This is a genomic window from Pseudomonas sp. Xaverov 259 (assembly GCF_019352915.1).
In the GTDB taxonomy this organism is placed as follows: domain Bacteria; phylum Pseudomonadota; class Gammaproteobacteria; order Pseudomonadales; family Pseudomonadaceae; genus Aquipseudomonas.
On sequence record NZ_JAAAFV010000019.1, the window covers coordinates 1 to 16901 of the forward strand.

Below are 16901 nucleotides of genomic sequence, written 5' to 3' on the forward strand. Positions count from 1 at the left end.
CACCGCATTCGCGAGCAAGCCCGCTCCCACAGTTGACCGCATGCAGCTTTGAAAATGATGTCGGCTGCGGATTTGCATGCACTGAAGAGTTGCTTTTCTGTGGGAGCTGGCTTGCCTGCGATGCAGATACCTCGGTTTATCAGGCACACCGAGTTGATGCCATCGCAGCGGTGCGACGATTCGACAAGCCAGCTCCCACCTTTGACCGAGTGTGGCTCTGCTGTTGCTGTTGCTCCGGCCCTTACATCCTTTTCGCTGGCGAAGTCAGCAGTCTTTTGATCTGCGCTTTTGATCGTGATCTTGATCTGAGAGCGCCCCGTTAAACACGATGGCCCATCGCGGCGACCCCCCAAATCACTGTCGGATTGCGGGCATGCCGAGCCATAGCGAGGCACCGAGTGTTGGGGCGAGGACCTTTTGGTTACTTTTGCGTCCTTGCAAAAGTGACCCGCCGTCAGGGCGGAACCCTAAGCCGCCATCACCGCAGCAACGGATATGTACCCCGACCAAATACCCCCCCCGCCAAACCGCCATCGCAGGCAAGCCCGCTCCCACATTTAGATTTATGTGGGTGCTTAGATCACGCCACACACCAGCCGCTCACCGCCACCACCCAGCGGCTTGGGCATGTCCGAATGGTTGTCGCCCCCGGCATGGATCATCAGCGCACGGCCTTTGATCTGCGCGATGGTTTTCAAGCGTGGCGCCAGCACTGGGTTGTTGGACATGCCGTCCATATTCACGTAAAGCGCCGGCAGGTCACCCAAATGGCCGTCAGCGTATGGCCCCAGGTGCTTGCCGGTTTTTTCCGGGTCGAAGTGCCCGCCGGCGGCAAGTGCCGCGACTTTCACGCCATCTTTCACGCCCGCCTCGCAGCTGCCGTTTTCATGGATATGAAAGCCATGCACGCCCATCGGCAGCGACTTCAGGTCCGGGGTAAAAATCAGCCCGTAGGCCGATTCGCTGATGGTCACCGTGCCCACTGGTTGCGGTGCGCCATCGGTACTCACCAGGTTGACCGGGACTTGCAGCGAAGCCGCCTGGGCGGAACCGACGGCCAGGAGGCCGAGCAGGCTGAGGATAAGGGAGCGATTCATACAGGTAGTTCCTGAGGGTTGTGGGTGTTGGGCAGTCTCGGGAATAACAACGATTGGCGCGGGCGAATAATTCCGTTGGAAAAAACATATTTTTCCAACGGAATAACCCCAGGGTGTCAGCTGTTTTGCAGGCCCGCCTGAGTAAATCGAGGCAGCATGGCGGCGCCACCGCAGTGACGGCAGCCATATACGCCGAGCACCACCGGCTGCTTCACCACCGGTTCGCGATCGAACCAAGTGGGCGCGACGAACCGGTAACCTTGGCCCGCTGCGGTGGCGATGTAGAACGAGTCAGCGTCGCCCAGCACGCGGCGCAGGGTCTTGATTTGTGTGCGCAGGTTGCATTCCTCCACCACCAGCCTGGGCCAGGCGATGTCGAGCAGTTGGTGTTTATGCAGCAGCTCACCCGGCCGGGAGGCGAGGGCGATCAGCAGGGCCAGGGCGCGGCTGCCGAGGTTCACGGGTTGCCCGTGCTTGAGCAACAGATGACGTTGGGGCAGCAGGTGGAACGGGCCGAAGTGAATGCCCAAAGAGGCGTCATCGGTGAGGTGGCTGCGAGTCGAGTACGTCATGTCAGTTAACCTTTGTGCGTGGAAATCACAGCCCGGCGCGGCTCCTTTTCGCACCGGGCTGCCGGGGAGGGTCAGGTATTGATCGCCGGGATCGGATCAGACGGATAATCGCCATCCATCGTCGGGCCACCGGTGAGGCCGTATTGCTGCAGCACCGGTGCCAGTTGCCCGTAGAACGCGTCTTGCGCCTTGCCATGGGCATCGGCCAGGGCGAACGGCAGGAACGCGCTGCCGATACCGCCGAGAATTGCCGTGGCACCGCCAAGGATGCCGCTGATGGTGCCGGCCACCGCGCCGATTTCGGTGGCGCCATACAAACCGGCCCCGGCTTCCACCAGGCCGGCGACAGCCGCACCGGTGCCGAGCACACCGGTGGCCACCGAGAAACTGCCGCTGAGGTAGTCGCCTTTTTTCAACGAGTCGACGCCGCCGATAATCCCGATCACACCGCCGATAATGCCGCCGGCCGAACCGATGATCTTGCCCGCCGCGCCGATATTGGCGATCTGTTGCGGCGACAGCGGGCCTTTGCCCACCGGCACTTTGCCGGGGAAATCACCAATGGTGCCGCCGTCCGGGCGGTTGACCCAGGTCACGCCATAGCCGGCTTCCTTGGCGTATTTGGTCCCGCCTTCGAGCAGCAACCCGGCAAATTGCAGGCCCGCCGATACGCGGTTGGCATCCGCCACCGGGGTGGTGCTGCCGCTGGCCGAACGCGCCATGAGCACGCCGCTCATCAACACGGCGCTGCCGATATGCAGCAGGCCCTGCTTGAACGCCGGGCTGACATCGCCGAACTTCATGCCTTCGATGGCCTTGGGCAAGGCGTCGGCAATCTTGTTGCCCTGGCGGCCGATGTCCCACACCGAGCGCAGCATCGACACCACCTGCGCCGGGTCGATCTTGCCGCCGTCGGAGGTGGTGAACATCTCGGGGTCTTTTTGCTGCGCGTCGTTGATCGCAGCGGTGACTTTGGCTTCGTCGAAGTTGCCATTGCCATCGCCAAGCGTAACGTTCAGCGTGTCGGTGGTGGCACCGCCGAGCAACGCATCGCCAAGGTTTTCGTTGAAGTTGACCTGCAAGGTCGCCGCGTCATCCGCCGTGGCCTTATCACCGAGAAAGGCCTGGGCCGACGCGGTGCTGGCGGCGAAACTGCTGGCCGCCACGGTCGGGTCCAGGCCGCCGGCCACCGCATCGGTGAAGGCTTTGCCGGTCACCAGTTGGTTCTTGTAATAGCTTAGGATCGCGTCGCTCTGGCCTGCATTGGCGGCGATTTTGGTCAGGTCCACATGGCCGTTGCCACCCAGTGCCAGGTTGGCGATGGTCGCATCGTTGGCGGCGTTTTGCAGGCCCATGCCCATGTCGATCTGCTTGCCGTTCTGGTCCTTGGCATTGAGGTTGTCGGTGAGGTTCTTGCCCGATTCGATGCCGCCTTCAAAATAGTTCTGCATCGCGACCTTCATGCTCGGGTCGGCGCTCACGATATCGCTGAGCGCGGGGCCGCGATTGTTCTGCAAAAAGCTTTGCACGTCCGGGTCCGCCGACAGGGTCTCAATGCCGCTTTGCAGCTGCGCCTTGATCTTGTCTTCGTTGGGGTTCAGGCCCCAGTTGGGCGAGGTGTACTTGTCCATCAAACCTTCGTTGCCCACGTAGTCGCTGACCAGCAAGCGCGTTTGTGCATCGGTCAGTTGCACCATCACCGCGGCTTTTTGTTCCCCTGTGTAGTTCTGCGGGTTGGCGAGGATATCGGCGGTGAGCTTGGAGGTGTCCACACCGGCGACGGCATCGCGGGTGGCGGCGCCGTCGAGGAAGGTCAGGGTGTCGCTGTCGGTTTTCGGCGCCTGTTTCTCCAGCCATGCACCGATGTTGTCGCGGGTGCCGAGGTTGTCGGATTTGCCGGTGGCGGGGTTGTCACCGCCGGTTTCCAGGGCGTGGAACATGCCGGGGCGCGACCACATCGCGGCAGCGCCGGTCAGTTCGTTGCTCAAGGCCGAATCACTGCCCAGGGCTTGCAGGTTATCGGGGCGGATCATGCCGTCGTTGCTGCGCTGGTTGTCACCTGGGCGCATGGCGGTGCCGGAACTGGCGACCAGGGTTTCGTTAGCCATCACTATGGCGGCGGACTTGGCGTTGGCCTGGGCCAGGTCGCCTGGGTGGCTGCCCATGAAGCTGGCATAGGACTTCGCCGCCGCGCCTATGTCGCTGTTGGTATTGCTGATGAAATGGTCGACGTCGGAATGGGTGATCACATTGTCGGCTTTACCGCGACCGCCACTGTCCAGCGCGGCCATCAGGTTCGGGCTGCTGGCCACGTACTTGAGCACGGCCTGGGCTTGGGGCGGCAAGCTGGTCGGCGGGTTGGCAAAGTCGATTGGCGCGCCGTGCAGGCCCCAGGCGTCCCAGTTCTGCGAGAGTAATTGCGCGGCGGCGCGCGTGCGGTTCAGGTCGAGTTCTTCTTTGGTCGGTGTTGTGCTGGTGTTGCCGGTGATGCTGTTCCAGTCCTTGGTGCCGGCCACGCCGAACGATGAGTTGTCGATCCACGAGGTGTCCGAGGCGCCTGCCGCACCGGTAGTGCCGGCGTAAAGCTTGGCCACCTGGTCGTACAGGGCAGGGGTGATGTCCTGGGACACGATCACCTTGTCGCCGGATGCGGTCTGGTAGCGAATCAACCCAGGCCCGACTTCCTCGGGCGGGCCGATATCAGTGGCCGGGTCGATGCTCTCGTTGGGGCCTGCCAGGCGATAGCCTTCGGCGCCGCTGGCATTGATGGCTGAGAGCTTGGTGAAGTCGCCGCTGACCTGATCGAACAGCTGCGGCGTGTCTTTCTGGCTGACCACCACCTTGTCACCCGAGGCGGTTTCATAGCGGATCAAACCCGGGCCCAGTTCCGTCGGGCTGCCGATGGCCGTGTAGTTGCCCAGCCCCGGCGCCACGGTGCTCGCATCGGCCTGGGTGTAGCCGGCCGCTTTACTGTCGCTGAGGTTCTTTTCGAAGCTGGCATCGTTCTGCTGCGCGTTGTACTGGTTGACCAGTGTTTCGTAGAGGCGCGGGTTATCGATTTGTTTGAGCGTCACCGGCTTGTCGCTGCCCAGCGGTGTGTAGGTGATGCTGTTATTCACCGGTGCCTGCACGTTTTGATAGGACAGTGGGATCGACGGGCCACGGATCTTCGAAGGGTCGAAGGTCGGCTGGTTGACGGCGGTGTACAACGCGGTTTCGAATTTTTTCTGCGAGCCGTCTGTGCCCGGTGTTTCGGCAGGGTCACGACTACTTGGGATCGCTGGCATACATGCTCACCTGGAAGTTGTTTCATATATCAGGGCCTGCACACTGAACATTCGGCTATTAGTGCAACTGTACTAATCGGGCGCAGGAAATTAGTTGCCCACGAGCATTAAGGCCGCTCGCGCCGAGCTATAAAACGCGATGAGTAAGTCGCTTTTGTTACAAATGGAAATATCTCCCAAGTTGGGCAAAAGGCTATTAGCGAAAAATGTGAAGTCGATACAAAAAACACGCCGAAGTCGTGATGGGCCACGCGTTTAGTCGGTATGAATTCGTCAAATTTTGTTCAATAACTTTTCAGGCTGCGCGCGCAAAGCCAAGGAAATAAGGGCTTTGGCCCTGTTTGAATGTTTCGCTAAAAGTTCCACGGGCGAACACGCATGAGTTTTTCTCAATGCCTGGTTGAGCCAAACATTTCACACCCGGTAGCCGAAACGTTTCACAAGCTTTCACAGCGAAGGCGTTTTGATCGTGAGTAGTATGGCCCCCATGCAAACCCACGACGGTTCGAAAGCTCACTGTCTGACGTTTTGGGCATTTACCGGGTTTGCATACTTTCAGCTTGCTGTTGCGCAACTGAATAACTTCCCTATCGATGCAAGGAGATGAACATGGCTGATGTCCCACCAGTAAAAGCCGGCGGCGCCGACGACGCTATCGCGAAGATGGAAGCGACCTTCAACATGGCTATCGAGAAGTCGGCCAAGATCACCGAAATCAGCACCGCGAAAAAAGCTGAGCTCGACGCCACCAAACAGCGTCCGCAGAACTGATTTGCCAAACGGGCGGCGCCGGCGCTGCCCGTTTACCTTCTGATTCTTGACCCCGTTGCACATTTTCAAGGGGGCAAACCCACACATGACAGCCTTGATTTCTTTGGGGCCGGTGGCCGCGTCTGGCGCACCGACCCTCACTGTGACCGCCGGTTTGCACCAGGGCAGTTCCCTGGTGCTCGATCAGCCTGTCTACACCATCGGCGCGGACCTCGCGGCCGACCTTGTGCTCAGCGACCCCGGTATCGCCGGCCTGCACCTGCGCCTGCGTTTTGAGGGCGGCCACGTGGCGGTCGAAGCCTTGGGCGGTGAAGTGCTGGTTAATGGCACCATGGGAATTCCCCAGGGCAGTGGCCATCGCGCGCGACTGCCTTTGCAACTGCGCATCGGCACCGCCGGTGTGAGCCTGGCGCTGCCTGAAGAGGCTGAACAACCCTCCCATGCCCCGCGCACATTAACCCCTTGGGTTGTCGCACTTGGCCTGCTGTTTATCTGTGCAGGGGCGCTGGCCTTTCGCAGTGACCCGCCGTCGGCGCAGGCGGCGGCAGTGGTTGCTGTGCCGGCGATTAAACAGCCGTCCCGCGAACAGGCCAAGACCTGGCTGGAACAGCAGTTGCGAGCCGCCCATCTGGATACGGTGAGCGTCACCAACAGCAATGGCCAGCTCAGCGCCGAGGGCAGTTTCGAGCAGTCACAAAAGCCCCAATGGCTGGCCCTGCAACAAGCCTTCGACCAGCGTTACGGCCAGCAGATCGTGCTCAACCCCCGCGTTGCCGTGCGTGCCGATGCGGCGCGCCCACGCGTGCGCTTCCAGGCCGTGTGGTTCGGCACCCACCCCTATGTGATCAACGACAGCGGCAAGCGCCTGTACCCCGGCGCGGCGCTGGCAGACAACTGGGTGCTGGAACGCATCGAGAACAACCAAGTGATCCTCGCCCGTGGCGATGAGCGCTTCACCTTCACCTTATGAGTCGGTCTATGGGACGTATACACATGCTCGTTCCCACGCTCTGCGTGGTAATGCCGCCCCGGACGCTCCGCGTCCTGAAATCAGCGCAATGCTTGACCCCTGCGCAAGGTGACGCAGAGCGTCACAGGATGCATGCCCACGCAGAGCGTGGGAACGATCAACAGGCCCAGGCATGAAAGTCGAACCCCGCCCGTTAATTCCCAGTGATGTGCGCAGCGCGCCCATCGAAGCCATTCGCCCGGTTAATTCACGCCAGGCCACCGCCTTCGAGGCGGTGCTCAAGACCCGCAAGACCCAAACCCGCCGCTCGCTGCGCAGCGACCTTGAAGCCCTCACCAGCGCCGCCGGGGTGGACTCCCTGCTGTTCGGCAGCGCCCGTTCCCTGGAGCTGTTGGAGCATGTGATGGAACACATTCTGCCGAGCCTGGACGCCGAGCCCGAGATCAAGGCGCTGGCCCATGACCTGATCAGCGAAGAGATCGAGATGCGCCGCAACCTCGAACAGCAGCGCTCAGAGGTACATGCCTGATGGCCCGTGATAACGAGGACGCCGTGCAATTGCTCAAGGGCATTGGTGAGCTGTACCGGCGCAATGGCCAGTCCCAGCGCGCCCTGGTGATGTTGCTGATTGCCGTCAGCGTCGCGCCCCACGACCGCGTGCTGCTGCGCGCGCTGGTCTTGGCGTTCACCGACAGTGGCGATGCCACCCGGGCACTCGGCGCCCTCGACCGCTTGGTGGCGCTGGAAGGCGAATCCGCCAGCCTGTTGCTGCTGCGCGCCCGTGCGTTGTGGTACGGCGAGCGCAAGGACGAAGCGCGCCAGTGCTTCAAACGCTACTTAGCCGCACGCAGGGCCAACCCATGAGCGTACTCAATCGCTTGAACAACGTGGCGCGCATGGCCGCGCAGCGCACCGACGTGATCATCGTCGCGTTCATGCTGATGGCGATTGTGATGATGATCATCCCGCTGCCCACCTACCTGGTGGACATGCTGATCGGCCTCAATATTGCCCTGAGCATCCTGATCCTGATCGTGGCGTTCTACATCGGCCACTCCGTGGAGTTCTCTGCGCTGCCGCCGCTGATTCTGCTCAGCACCTTGTTTCGTTTGTCGCTGTCGATCACCACCACGCGCCTGATTCTGCTGCACGGTGACGCCGGCCATATCGTCAAGGCGTTCGGTGACTTTGTGATCGCCGGGCAAGTGGTGGTCGGCATGGTGGTGTTCCTGATTATCACCGTGGCGCAGTTTGTGGTCATCACCAAGGGCGCCGAGCGCGTTGCGGAAGTGGCGGCGCGTTTCACCCTGGACGCCATGCCCGGCAAGCAGATGAGCATCGACAACGACCTGCGCAATGGCGATATCGACCAGCCCGAAGCGCGCCGCCGGCGCTCGCGCCTGGAGCGCGAAAGCCAGATGTTCGGCGCAATGGACGGCGCGATGAAGTTCGTCAAAGGCGACGCCATCGCAGGGCTGGTGATCCTCGCGGTCAACCTGCTGGGCGGCATGCTGATCGGCATGATCGAACGCGACATGCCATTCGGCGTGGCGGTGCACACCTATTCGCTGCTGACCGTGGGTGACGGCCTGATCGCCCAGATCCCGGCGCTGTTGATTTCGGTGGCGGCGGGCACTGTCGTGACGCGGGTCAACAGCGACGGCGAGGCCGGCGACCTGGGCAGCGAGATCATCAAGCAACTGGGCGCCAGCTACCGCGCACTGGGCTTGACGGCGCTGATCATGCTCGGCGTGAGCCTGTTGCCAGGCTTCCCGACCTGGGTTTTTATCGGCTTGTCCCTGGCCTTTGGCGGTGCAGCTTTGCTGATGTATCGCCGGCACACCCGTCAACCCCAGGGTGAACTTGAAGCGCTGGTCGAGGAATTGCCGCCGGTGGTCGAGGTTCAGGCCGAACTGGATGACAACCTGTTGCCCGACAGCCGTGTACTGCTGACCCTCGGCAGCGGCGTATCCCAGAGTGCGCCGCGCCAGCTGTTGCGCCAGCGTGTCGAGGCGCTGTGTCACGACATTCGCACCGAGCTTGGCGTGGATGTACCGGTGCCAGGCATCTACATGGAAGCCAAGGCCACGCCGGGCAGTTTCCGCGTGTCGCTGGAAGGCGTGCCGGTGAGCGAGGGCGAATTGCCGATCAACTGCCTGTTGTTGCAGGATGACCCGGTGCATGTGCAGTTGCTCGATATCGCCACCGTGCAAGCCGATTCACCGCTCAACGGCCGCACTGCGCACTGGATCGAACGTCAGCACGAAGACGTCTTGCGCAACGCCGGCATCGGCTTTTTGCTCCCAGACGAAGTGCTGCGCGGTGTGTTGGAACGCAGCCTGCGCCGCTATGCCGCGGACTTCCTCGGCATCCAGGAAACCCGCCTGTTGCTCGAACGCACCGAAGCCACGTACGGCGAGCTGGTCAAAGAGGCCCTGCGCCTGGTGCCGCTGCAACGCGTGGCCGAAACCCTGCGCCTGCTCGTCGGTGAAGGCGTGTCGATCCGCAACCAGCGCGCCTTGCTCGAGGCCATGGTGGAGTGGGGCGCACGCGAAACCGACGCCGGGCGCCTGGCCGAGCATTTGCGTGCCGCACTGGCGCGCCAGATCAGTCATCAATACGCCGACCGTAACCGGGTGATCGGAGCTCTGGTATTGGCGCCGGGCCTGGAAGACCAGCTGCGGGCGTCCTTGCGTCGCCAGGAGCCGCAGCGTGAGTTGATCCCCGAAGAAGTCAGCCGCGCCTTGCTCGCGCAACTGCGTCAGGCTTGCGAGAACACCTGTGAGGCCAACAGCGCCGTGTTGCTGGTGCACCCGGAACTGCGCCGCAGCTTGCGCCGGCTGGTGCTGCGCGGCGAGTTGGAGCTGGCGGTGCTGTCGTTCCGCGAGTTGGCCACCGAGTACAACCTGCAAGCGCTGGTGACCATCAGCCTCACCGATATTTCCAATCGCCGCGCGCCTGCTGCGGCTTCCGTCACCCCCCTGGCGTCTGCCTCATGATGCGTTTTTGTGTGTTGTTGCTCGCTTTGATCGCGTGTACCAGTCAGGCCCAGGACATTGGCCGAGGCGCTGGCGGCTCGATCAACCTGGCGTCCGGTGAAGGGCGCATTCTGCATTTTGTCGCGCCGGTGGATTCGGTGCTGGTGGCCGAACCGAATGTGGCCGACCTGCAAGTGGTGTCGCCCGGTACGATCTATATCTTCGGCAAGGCGCCGGGCAACACCAGCCTTATTGCCCTTGGCAACGACGGCAAGCAGCTGGCCAGCCTGACGCTTTCGGTCAGCAGTGACAGCCAGGCGGTGACCACGCCGATGCAGACGCTGCACCCCGGCAATGGCGCGCAGATCAGCGGCGCCGGCAACCGCCTGATCGCCAAGGGCACGCTAGGTTCGGTGGCCGAGGCCACCGACCTCAACGCGTTGCTCAACCCTCAGGGCCAAGGTTTCCAGAGCGCGATCAACACCGCCGAATATGCCGGCGCCGCCCAGGTCAACCTGCGGGTGCGCTTTGCCGAAGTATCACGTTCCGAGCTGCTGCACTACGGCGTTAACTGGAACGCGATGTTCAATAACGGCACGTTTTCCTTCGGCCTGATCACGGGCGGCCCATTGGCGGCGGCGACGGCCGGTGGCTTGGCGACAGCGGGCACCGGTTCCGGCAATGTGAATATCGACGGCATGCTCGATGCGTTGCAGGCCAACGGGATCTTGCAGATCCTCGCCGAGCCGAATATCACCGCCATGACCGGCCAGACCGCGAGCTTCCTCGCCGGCGGCGAAGTGGCGATTCCGGTGCCGGTCAACCGCGACCTGGTGGGCATCGAATACAAATCCTTCGGCGTGTCGCTGCTGTTCAACCCGACCTTGCTGCCTAACGGGCGCATCGCCCTGCAAGTGCGCCCGGAAGTCAGCAGCGTGGTCAGCGGCGGTACGGTGGATTTCGGCAACTTCCATGTGCCGTCCTTCAGCGTGCGTCGCGCCGATACGCGGGTGGAAGTCGGCAGTGGGCAGACGTTCGCCATTGCTGGGCTGTTCCAGCGTGAGAGCAGCCAGGACATCGAGAAGCTGCCATTGCTGGGCGACCTGCCGATCCTCGGCAATCTGTTTCGTTCCAAGCGCTTCCAACGCAATGAAACAGAACTGGTGATCCTGATTACGCCGTACCTGGTTGAGCCGGTACGCGGTCGCGGTCTTGCCACGCCCCTGGATGCCTTACCGACGACCGCCGCAGCCAACGGACCGCGCAGCGGTGGGGCGTTCGGTTTTTACATGAATTGACTAAGGGGCCTGCCATGACTGCTTTGCGTGTGTTGATGCTGTTGCCCTTGGCGCTGATGGGCTGCAAGACCCATTTGGCGCCGACGTATTACTCGCCGGAATACCGCGCCGATGGCTTGCCGAGCCAGTGCCAGCAACCGGCGGCCAAGGATGAGATCGGGTTGGATGAGGATTTCAAGCCGACCTTGCCGTTGGGGTGTGCGAACAATTTGAACCTGATGCAGATGGTCGAGCGTAAGCAGGACCTGACCCAGGGCCGCGCGACTGGGCCAGCGATGGCCGCGCCGGTCGGTCGGGCGGCGCAGGTGTATATCGAAGGCTTTGACCGCGAGCAGTTGCAGCGGCGCAAGGATCAGCAGGAAGCCAAGGCCGGCGCTGCGGGAGGCCAGCAATGACTCTTCAGATCGTTCCCACGCTCCGCGTGGTAACGCCTCTTGTGACGCTCCGCGTCACGCTTTTGGACGCAGAGCGTCCCGGCTTGCATTCCCACGCAGAGCGTGGGAACGATCAAGGCATATCACCGCGGGTCAACCAACCCCAGCTCCTTGGCTTGCGCCACCGGGTCACTGATGGCCTTGATGCGCTTGGCCTCGGTCACCAAGCGTGCCCGCTCAGCCGCCGGAATATCATCCAGCGGCAGCCCGGTAACCTTTTGTTCATACCCCGCCAACACCATCACCAGCAGCTCATTGCGCTGATGCCGTGGCAAGGCGCGGGGCGATTGGGTGACGGGGGCGATGGTGTCCAGCGCCTGTTGCGATTGCCCACCCAGCGCATAAGCCAGGGCCAGGTTGCAGCGGCTGTCGAGGTTGTCGGGCTGCAGGCTGAGGCTTTGGGCGAAGGCGGTTTGTGCGGCGACGGCCTGGCCGTTCAAGACCTGTGCGATGCCCAGGCGTGTGTAGGCGGCTGGCAGGTGGTTGATCTCGGCGGCCTGGCCCAGCGCCGTGACGGCGCGTTGGCTCTTGCCCAGTTGCAACTGTGCGGTGCCCAGGCCGAGCAGCGCGTCGGCGTTGCGGGCGTCCAGGCCCAGGGCTTGCTGGAAGGCGCGCTCGGCGCCCAGTGCGTCCTTGGCGTCGAGCCTGGCCTGGCCGAGCTTGAGCCACAGGTCGATGCCGGCGCCGGGTTGCTGGGTGGCGCGCTCGTACAGCGCAGCCGCGCTGGCGTAGTCGCCGCGCTTGCTCAGGTCGTTGGCCAGTTGCAGGGACTTGTCGGAATCGGTCGCAGGTTTGCTGGAGCAGGCAGCCAACAGCAGGGTACTGGCAAGCAGGAAATTCTTGGTCATCGTCACAACTCGTCGGGCGAAGGCGCAGGCCATGTAAGCATATTTTTGATGGCCATCCTATGCCTGTTCGGCGCCAGTTTTGCTCATGCGGCCGAAGCGCCCGAATGGTTCTCCAAACCCTATGCCTACGTGCTGGTCGACCAGGATGTGCGCGGCGCACTGGAAGAGTTCGGCCACAACCTCGACATCCCCGTGGTGCTCTCGGACAAGGTACGCGGCAAGGCCCGCAGCACGATTCGTGCCGCCACCGCCGGTGAGTTCCTGCAAACCCTGTGCAGCACCAACGGCCTCACCTGGTACTTCGACGGCAACCTTCTGTACCTCAACGCCAACGATGAGATCGGCACAAAACTGTTCAAGGCCAGCGCACTGAACCTCGACCAGTTGCAGGCTTACCTCAACACCCTCGATGTGTTCGGCCAGCAGCTGTCGATGCGCAACGGCCCCGAGGGCGATGAAGTATTCGTGTCCGGGCCACCGCCATACCTGGCGCTGGTGCAACAGCATGTCGATCACCTGCAACCCAAGGCCGTGGCCGCCCCGGTGGCGCGCGAGCGCGGTGTGCGAGTGTTTCGCGGCGCGCAAGTCAGTACCGAAACCCCAACCCAGTAAAGGAGCAGCACCATGTCCGTAACGGCCGTAGACAGCAACCTCGCCCCCGGTGGCGCCAGCCCTGAAGCCAAGTTCAATGCCGCAGTGGATAACGCCAAGGCCGCCGACAAGCCGGCGGACACCTCGGACGCCGACGACGCCAAATTCAACGATGCGTTGATCACCCAGGCCGTCACCATCGGCGGCCAGTTCATCATCATGCCGAAGATGCAGGAACTGCTGAACGACGCCATGTCCGATGACGACGACGAGTAGGGAGCCCCTATGACTATCAGTCTCGCCGCCGGCGCCACGGCCTTGCCGCCGTCCGCCGGAGCGGGGCCCGCCGGGGCCTCGCAGAACCTGTTCGAGCACATGGCCAACACCGCCAAGGGCATGCCCGAAGGCGCCAGCCCACATCAGATCGGCTCAGGTTTGATGGAGCGCATGAACAGCTTTATCGACCGTTCGCGGGCGTTTTCCGAGCGTGCGGATTTGCTCACCAACAATCCCTCGGCGCCGCCGCCCGCGCAGGCTGAAATCCGTACGGCCAGCGCTTCGCCTCAGGGCGAGCCGGGTAAAAAAGTCGGCGAGCAGCAGGTCGATCAGATCGTCCACTCCCTGGGCAAGATGTTCGACTACTCCATCGAAACCCAGATGGTGGTGCGCGGTGCAACGCAGATCTCCGGTTCCGCCAACACGCTGCTCAAGGGTCAATAACGCCATGCCAAGCCCAAACCGCGCCCTGCGCCTGTTGCTGATCGGCCTGCTGGCCAGTCTGTTGCAGGCGTGCAACACCGACCTCTATACCAACCTCAGCGAGCGCGATGCCAACGCCATGGTCGCGGTGCTGCTGCGCGGTGGTATCCCGGCGGAACGCAAGGCCCAGGACAACGGCCAGCTCAAAGTGGTGGTCGACGAGGAGCGCTTCGCCGAAGCCATGACACTGCTCGACAACGCCGGCCTGCCGCAACAGAGCTTTTCCAATATGGGCCAAGTATTCAAGGGCAATGGCCTGGTGTCGTCGCCGGTGCAGGAGCGCGCGCAGATGATCTATGCGCTGAGCGAGGAACTCTCGCACTCGGTGTCGCAGATCGACGGCATCGTCGCCGCGCGCGTGCACGTGGTGCTGCCCGACAACGACCTGCTCAAACGCGTGATTTCACCCTCGTCGGCCTCGGTGCTGGTGCGTTACGACCCAGGCACCGACATCAACACGCTGATCCCGCAGATCAAGACCCTGGTGGCCAACGGCATTTCCGGCCTGAGCTACGAAGGCGTGTCGGTCACCGCGATCAAGGCGGCTGTCGCCATCAGCCAGAACCCGGCACAACCACGGCTGGCGCGCTTTATGGGCTTGTGGATGCTCGAAGACAACGTTCCCCAGGCGCGTTTCATGTTCGGCACGTTGTTGCTGATCGCGCTCGGCGCCCTCGGTGTTTTGGCACGCCAGCAGTGGGCGCGGCGTCAGTCCCAGGCGCTGTATGTGCTCAAGGAGGGTGAATGAGTTTGTTCGAACGCTGGCAGGGGCTGATCGCCGAGCCTTTGCAGTTTGTGCACGGGCACAGCCTGGGCGCGTGTTTTGCCGCCGAGCTGCCGGATGAGGTGTTGCAGGCCATGCAGGCCCAGCCGCGTTTTCGCCCGCGCCTGGAGCAGCTGCTGGTCAAGCATTATCAGTTGGCGCCGATCGAGCAATTGGTCACGCCGTTGGCGGCTGACCTGCCGGTGTTGCTGCTGTCGCCGGCGCAATTTGCGCGCCTGTCGAGGTTGTGCGGGGCTATCTGGCACGGCGCAACCTTGAGCCGTGAGATCCGCCGCGAGGTGGTCAATGAACTGCGTGAAGGCCTCGGCGCCGAGGTGTTTGTGGCTGCCCTGGCATTGCGCCAACTCGGTGGCGCGGCGGATCTGCTGCGTGAGCCGGCCGAGTTGATCGAAGCCATCGACCGTGACGGCCATGGCTGTGTCGCCGCCTGGCTGCAAGCCCAGCACGCCGACTGGCAAGGTTGGCTGCGTTTGCGTTTTGACTTCCCCCAGGGCTACAGCGCGCGCGTGCCGCGTGACCTGGAAATCGTCCAGGCCGCTGCTGCGTGCCTGCTGGCCGAGGACATCGCCCCATGAATGAACTACCGAGCCGTCCTGCTGCGCGCATCTTGCGTGCCGAAGAAGCCGCGTTGTGGACCGAAGGTTTTGCCTTTCTGCAAGCGGCCAAAGACCAGGCCGAACAGATCAAGGCTGACAGCGACCAATGGCTGCACGCCGCCCGCGCCGAGGGTTTTGAAAGCGCCCGGCAAGCTGGCGCCGAGCAGGTCGCGCAATTGCTGGTGCAGACCCAATCCCAAGTGCAGCACTACCTGAGCAGCCTGGAGACGTCGCTGGCCGATTTGGCCTTGGGCATCGTGCGTGAGGTGCTGGGCGAATTGGACAACGCTGACCGTATAGTGCGCTGCACCCGCCAAGCCTTGAGCGCGTTTCGCCAGGACCAGGCGCTGACCCTGTGGGTGCCACCCGCCGAGGTCGACGCATTGCGCCAACGCCTCAAACTCGAAGGTGTGGCGCTGGCAGTGGCCGCCGATGAACAGCTTGGCGCCGGCCAGGCGCGCCTCAGCAGCCCGGCCGGCTCGGTGGAGCTGGGCCTGGAAGCGCAATTGCAAACCCTGCGCCGCAGCTTGCTGCCCTTTGCCGAAGAAGGTGTGGCATGAACCTGGAGCAGTTGCTGCCACGCCTGACTGAGCGCCTGGCCCAGGCGCGCCCGCGCCCCATGCACGGCACTGTGCTGAGTATTCGCGGCGTGCTGCTGCGCGCCAGCGTGGCCGGCGCGAGCATTGGTGAGCTGTGCCAGTTGCGCGACCCCGGCAGCAGCCGCAGCTTGAGTGCCGAGGTGATTGGTTTTGACGGTGACGAGGCGATTCTGTCGCCGATCGGCTCGATGGAAGGCTTGTCGACCCGCACGCAGATCACCGCCACCGGTGAAACCCTCGGCGTGGCGGTCGGTGATGCGCAGTTGGGGCGGGTGATCAGCCCCATGGGCGATTTTCTCGACGGCGATGGCCTGCCACCGACCTTGGCTTTACAAAACTACCCCTTGCACGCCGAGCCTCCGGCACCGTTTTCGCGGCAGTTAATCGTGCGCTCCATGGCCCTGGGTATCCGCTCCATCGACGGCTTGCTGACCTTGGCCCAGGGCCAACGCATGGGCATCTTTGGCGAGCCTGGCGTGGGCAAATCGTCGCTGCTCGCCAGCATTATCCGCAACAGCGAGGCCGATGTGATTGTGATCGGCCTGATCGGCGAGCGGGGCAGGGAAGTGCGCGAGTTGCTTGACGTGCAACTCGACGCCCAGGCGCGCGCACGCACGGTGGCGGTGGTCGCCACCTCGGATCGCCCGGCAGCAGAGCGTGTGCGGGCCGCGTTTGTCGCTACCACCCTGGCCGAATACCACCGCGACCAGGGCCGCAATGTGCTGCTGCTGATGGACAGCCTCACGCGTTTTGCCCGCGCCCAGCGCGAAATCGGCCTGGCCGTGGGCGAGCCGCCGACCCGACGCGGTTACCCGCCGTCGTTCTTCTCGGCGTTGCCTCGCCTGCTCGAACGCGCCGGCCCCGGCCCTACCGGCAGTATTACCGCGCTGTACACCGTGCTGACTGAAGGCGACGCGGCCAGCGACCCAGTGGCCGAGGAAGCGCGTTCGATCCTCGACGGGCATATCGCCCTGAGCGCCGAATTGGCCCAGCGCAATTACTTCCCGGCGGTGGACGTGCTGCGCAGCCGCAGCCGCTTGATGGAGCAGGTCGCCGGTGAGGAACACAAACGCCTGGCCATGCGCATCCGCGAGCTCATGGCGCGCTACGGCGAGATCGAAATGCTGATCCGGGTGGGCGAATACTCCGCCGGCAGCGACCCGCTGGCGGATGAAGCCATTGCACGCCACGCCGCCATCGAAGCATTCCTGCGCCAGAACGCGGGCGAGCCCAGCAACCTGGAACAGACCCTGATGCGCATGCGCCAGGTGTTGGCATGAATCAATTAACGACTGGCAAGAGGGCTTGTTGTGGCGA

At 63.1% G+C, this 16901-nt stretch carries 18 protein-coding genes and 1 pseudogene; 15 read left to right on the forward strand and 4 right to left on the reverse strand.

Annotation, left to right across the window (positions count from 1 at the left end; genetic code table 11):
- Positions 1-323: pseudogene (locus K0H48_RS05110) on the forward strand (hypothetical protein); the annotation flags it as partial.
- Positions 324-575: 252 nt separating this feature from the next.
- Here the strand turns inward: K0H48_RS05110 and sodC are convergent.
- The 3 genes from sodC to K0H48_RS05125 form a co-directional block, all read right to left on the reverse strand.
- Entirely contained in the window at positions 576-1097 is a 522-nt protein-coding gene (gene sodC, locus K0H48_RS05115; RefSeq protein ID WP_219266684.1) for a superoxide dismutase family protein, read from the reverse strand.
- Between the two features lie 116 nt (positions 1098-1213).
- Positions 1214-1669 (reverse strand): winged helix-turn-helix domain-containing protein, encoded by a 456-nt coding sequence (locus tag K0H48_RS05120; protein WP_219266685.1) that lies wholly within the window; start codon positions 1667-1669, stop codon positions 1214-1216.
- 71 nt (positions 1670-1740) lie between these two features.
- A complete protein-coding gene (locus tag K0H48_RS05125) occupies positions 1741-4956 on the reverse strand; it encodes a type III effector HrpK domain-containing protein (protein ID WP_219266686.1) in 3216 nt (1071 codons plus the stop codon).
- A gap of 609 nt (positions 4957-5565) precedes the next feature.
- Here K0H48_RS05125 and K0H48_RS05130 point away from each other — a divergent pair.
- The 7 genes from K0H48_RS05130 (at position 5566) to K0H48_RS05160 (ending at position 11368) form a co-directional block, all read left to right on the forward strand.
- The gene (locus K0H48_RS05130; protein ID WP_016969018.1) at positions 5566-5727 is read left to right on the forward strand and encodes a hypothetical protein; all 162 of its coding nucleotides are present in this window, start codon (positions 5566-5568) and stop codon (positions 5725-5727) included.
- 85 nt (positions 5728-5812) lie between these two features.
- Positions 5813-6697 (forward strand): FHA domain-containing protein, encoded by an 885-nt coding sequence (locus K0H48_RS05135; RefSeq protein WP_219266687.1) that lies wholly within the window; start codon positions 5813-5815, stop codon positions 6695-6697.
- Positions 6698-6869: 172 nt separating this feature from the next.
- On the forward strand, positions 6870-7226 hold the full coding sequence (locus tag K0H48_RS05140) for a hypothetical protein (protein WP_138814906.1): 357 nt from the start codon (positions 6870-6872) through the stop codon (positions 7224-7226).
- A complete protein-coding gene (locus K0H48_RS05145; protein ID WP_178112729.1) occupies positions 7223-7561 on the forward strand; it encodes a lipopolysaccharide assembly protein LapB in 339 nt (112 codons plus the stop codon). The genes K0H48_RS05140 and K0H48_RS05145 overlap by 4 nt, the downstream gene beginning before the upstream one ends.
- Positions 7558-9696 carry a type III secretion system export apparatus subunit SctV gene (sctV, locus tag K0H48_RS05150; RefSeq protein WP_219266688.1) on the forward strand — a complete coding sequence of 713 codons (2139 nt, stop codon included), beginning with the start codon at positions 7558-7560 and terminating at the stop codon, positions 9694-9696. Before K0H48_RS05145 ends, sctV begins: the two co-directional genes overlap by 4 nt.
- Positions 9693-10973, forward strand: coding sequence for a type II and III secretion system protein family protein (locus K0H48_RS05155; protein ID WP_219266689.1), 1281 nt, complete (start codon positions 9693-9695; stop codon positions 10971-10973). Before sctV ends, K0H48_RS05155 begins: the two co-directional genes overlap by 4 nt.
- 14 nt (positions 10974-10987) lie before the next feature.
- Positions 10988-11368, forward strand: a complete 381-nt coding sequence (locus K0H48_RS05160; RefSeq protein WP_200434286.1) for a hypothetical protein — start codon at positions 10988-10990, stop codon at positions 11366-11368.
- Positions 11369-11490: 122 nt separating this feature from the next.
- On the opposite strand, the gene K0H48_RS05165 is transcribed toward K0H48_RS05160, so the two are convergent.
- Positions 11491-12255 (reverse strand): tetratricopeptide repeat protein, encoded by a 765-nt coding sequence (locus K0H48_RS05165; protein WP_219266690.1) that lies wholly within the window; start codon positions 12253-12255, stop codon positions 11491-11493.
- A 48-nt stretch (positions 12256-12303) separates the two neighbouring features.
- On the opposite strand from K0H48_RS05165, the gene K0H48_RS05170 reads away from it, so the two are divergent.
- Genes K0H48_RS05170 through K0H48_RS05200 form a run of 7 tightly spaced genes read left to right on the forward strand, consistent with a single transcriptional unit; the run spans position 12304 to position 16864 of the window.
- A complete protein-coding gene (locus tag K0H48_RS05170; protein ID WP_138814912.1) occupies positions 12304-12867 on the forward strand; it encodes a type III secretion protein in 564 nt (187 codons plus the stop codon).
- 12 nt (positions 12868-12879) lie between these two features.
- Positions 12880-13122: a hypothetical protein gene (locus K0H48_RS05175; protein WP_017137572.1), complete on the forward strand. Its 243-nt coding sequence runs from the start codon at positions 12880-12882 to the stop codon at positions 13120-13122.
- Positions 13123-13131: 9 nt separating this feature from the next.
- Positions 13132-13566, forward strand: coding sequence for a hypothetical protein (locus tag K0H48_RS05180; RefSeq protein ID WP_200434289.1), 435 nt, complete (start codon positions 13132-13134; stop codon positions 13564-13566).
- Positions 13567-13570: 4 nt separating this feature from the next.
- Positions 13571-14353, forward strand: a complete 783-nt coding sequence (sctJ, locus tag K0H48_RS05185) for a type III secretion system inner membrane ring lipoprotein SctJ (RefSeq protein WP_138814913.1) — start codon at positions 13571-13573, stop codon at positions 14351-14353.
- Positions 14350-14964: a type III secretion protein gene (locus K0H48_RS05190; protein ID WP_219266691.1), complete on the forward strand. Its 615-nt coding sequence runs from the start codon at positions 14350-14352 to the stop codon at positions 14962-14964. The genes sctJ and K0H48_RS05190 overlap by 4 nt, the downstream gene beginning before the upstream one ends.
- Positions 14961-15545, forward strand: coding sequence for a type III secretion system stator protein SctL (gene sctL, locus K0H48_RS05195; RefSeq protein ID WP_219266692.1), 585 nt, complete (start codon positions 14961-14963; stop codon positions 15543-15545). Before K0H48_RS05190 ends, sctL begins: the two co-directional genes overlap by 4 nt.
- On the forward strand, positions 15542-16864 hold the full coding sequence (locus tag K0H48_RS05200; protein ID WP_219266693.1) for a FliI/YscN family ATPase: 1323 nt from the start codon (positions 15542-15544) through the stop codon (positions 16862-16864). The genes sctL and K0H48_RS05200 overlap by 4 nt, the downstream gene beginning before the upstream one ends.
- Positions 16865-16901: the final 37 nt, after the last annotated feature.

Excerpts from the sequence above, each read along its gene's own strand:
- sodC (WP_219266684.1), bottom strand. The coding sequence starts at position 1,097 with ATGAATCGCTCCCTTATCCTCAGCCTGCTCGGCCTCCTGGCCGTCGGT.
- K0H48_RS05120 (WP_219266685.1), bottom strand. The coding sequence starts at position 1,669 with ATGACGTACTCGACTCGCAGCCACCTCACCGATGACGCCTCTTTGGGC.
- K0H48_RS05125 (WP_219266686.1), bottom strand. The coding sequence starts at position 4,956 with ATGCCAGCGATCCCAAGTAGTCGTGACCCTGCCGAAACACCGGGCACA.
- K0H48_RS05130 (WP_016969018.1), top strand. The coding sequence starts at position 5,566 with ATGGCTGATGTCCCACCAGTAAAAGCCGGCGGCGCCGACGACGCTATC.
- K0H48_RS05135 (WP_219266687.1), top strand. The coding sequence starts at position 5,813 with ATGACAGCCTTGATTTCTTTGGGGCCGGTGGCCGCGTCTGGCGCACCG.
- K0H48_RS05140 (WP_138814906.1), top strand. The coding sequence starts at position 6,870 with ATGAAAGTCGAACCCCGCCCGTTAATTCCCAGTGATGTGCGCAGCGCG.
- sctV (WP_219266688.1), top strand. The coding sequence starts at position 7,558 with ATGAGCGTACTCAATCGCTTGAACAACGTGGCGCGCATGGCCGCGCAG.
- K0H48_RS05155 (WP_219266689.1), top strand. The coding sequence starts at position 9,693 with ATGATGCGTTTTTGTGTGTTGTTGCTCGCTTTGATCGCGTGTACCAGT.
- K0H48_RS05160 (WP_200434286.1), top strand. The coding sequence starts at position 10,988 with ATGACTGCTTTGCGTGTGTTGATGCTGTTGCCCTTGGCGCTGATGGGC.
- K0H48_RS05165 (WP_219266690.1), bottom strand. The coding sequence starts at position 12,255 with ATGACCAAGAATTTCCTGCTTGCCAGTACCCTGCTGTTGGCTGCCTGC.
- K0H48_RS05170 (WP_138814912.1), top strand. The coding sequence starts at position 12,304 with ATGGCCATCCTATGCCTGTTCGGCGCCAGTTTTGCTCATGCGGCCGAA.
- K0H48_RS05175 (WP_017137572.1), top strand. The coding sequence starts at position 12,880 with ATGTCCGTAACGGCCGTAGACAGCAACCTCGCCCCCGGTGGCGCCAGC.
- K0H48_RS05180 (WP_200434289.1), top strand. The coding sequence starts at position 13,132 with ATGACTATCAGTCTCGCCGCCGGCGCCACGGCCTTGCCGCCGTCCGCC.
- sctJ (WP_138814913.1), top strand. The coding sequence starts at position 13,571 with ATGCCAAGCCCAAACCGCGCCCTGCGCCTGTTGCTGATCGGCCTGCTG.
- K0H48_RS05190 (WP_219266691.1), top strand. The coding sequence starts at position 14,350 with ATGAGTTTGTTCGAACGCTGGCAGGGGCTGATCGCCGAGCCTTTGCAG.
- sctL (WP_219266692.1), top strand. The coding sequence starts at position 14,961 with ATGAATGAACTACCGAGCCGTCCTGCTGCGCGCATCTTGCGTGCCGAA.
- K0H48_RS05200 (WP_219266693.1), top strand. The coding sequence starts at position 15,542 with ATGAACCTGGAGCAGTTGCTGCCACGCCTGACTGAGCGCCTGGCCCAG.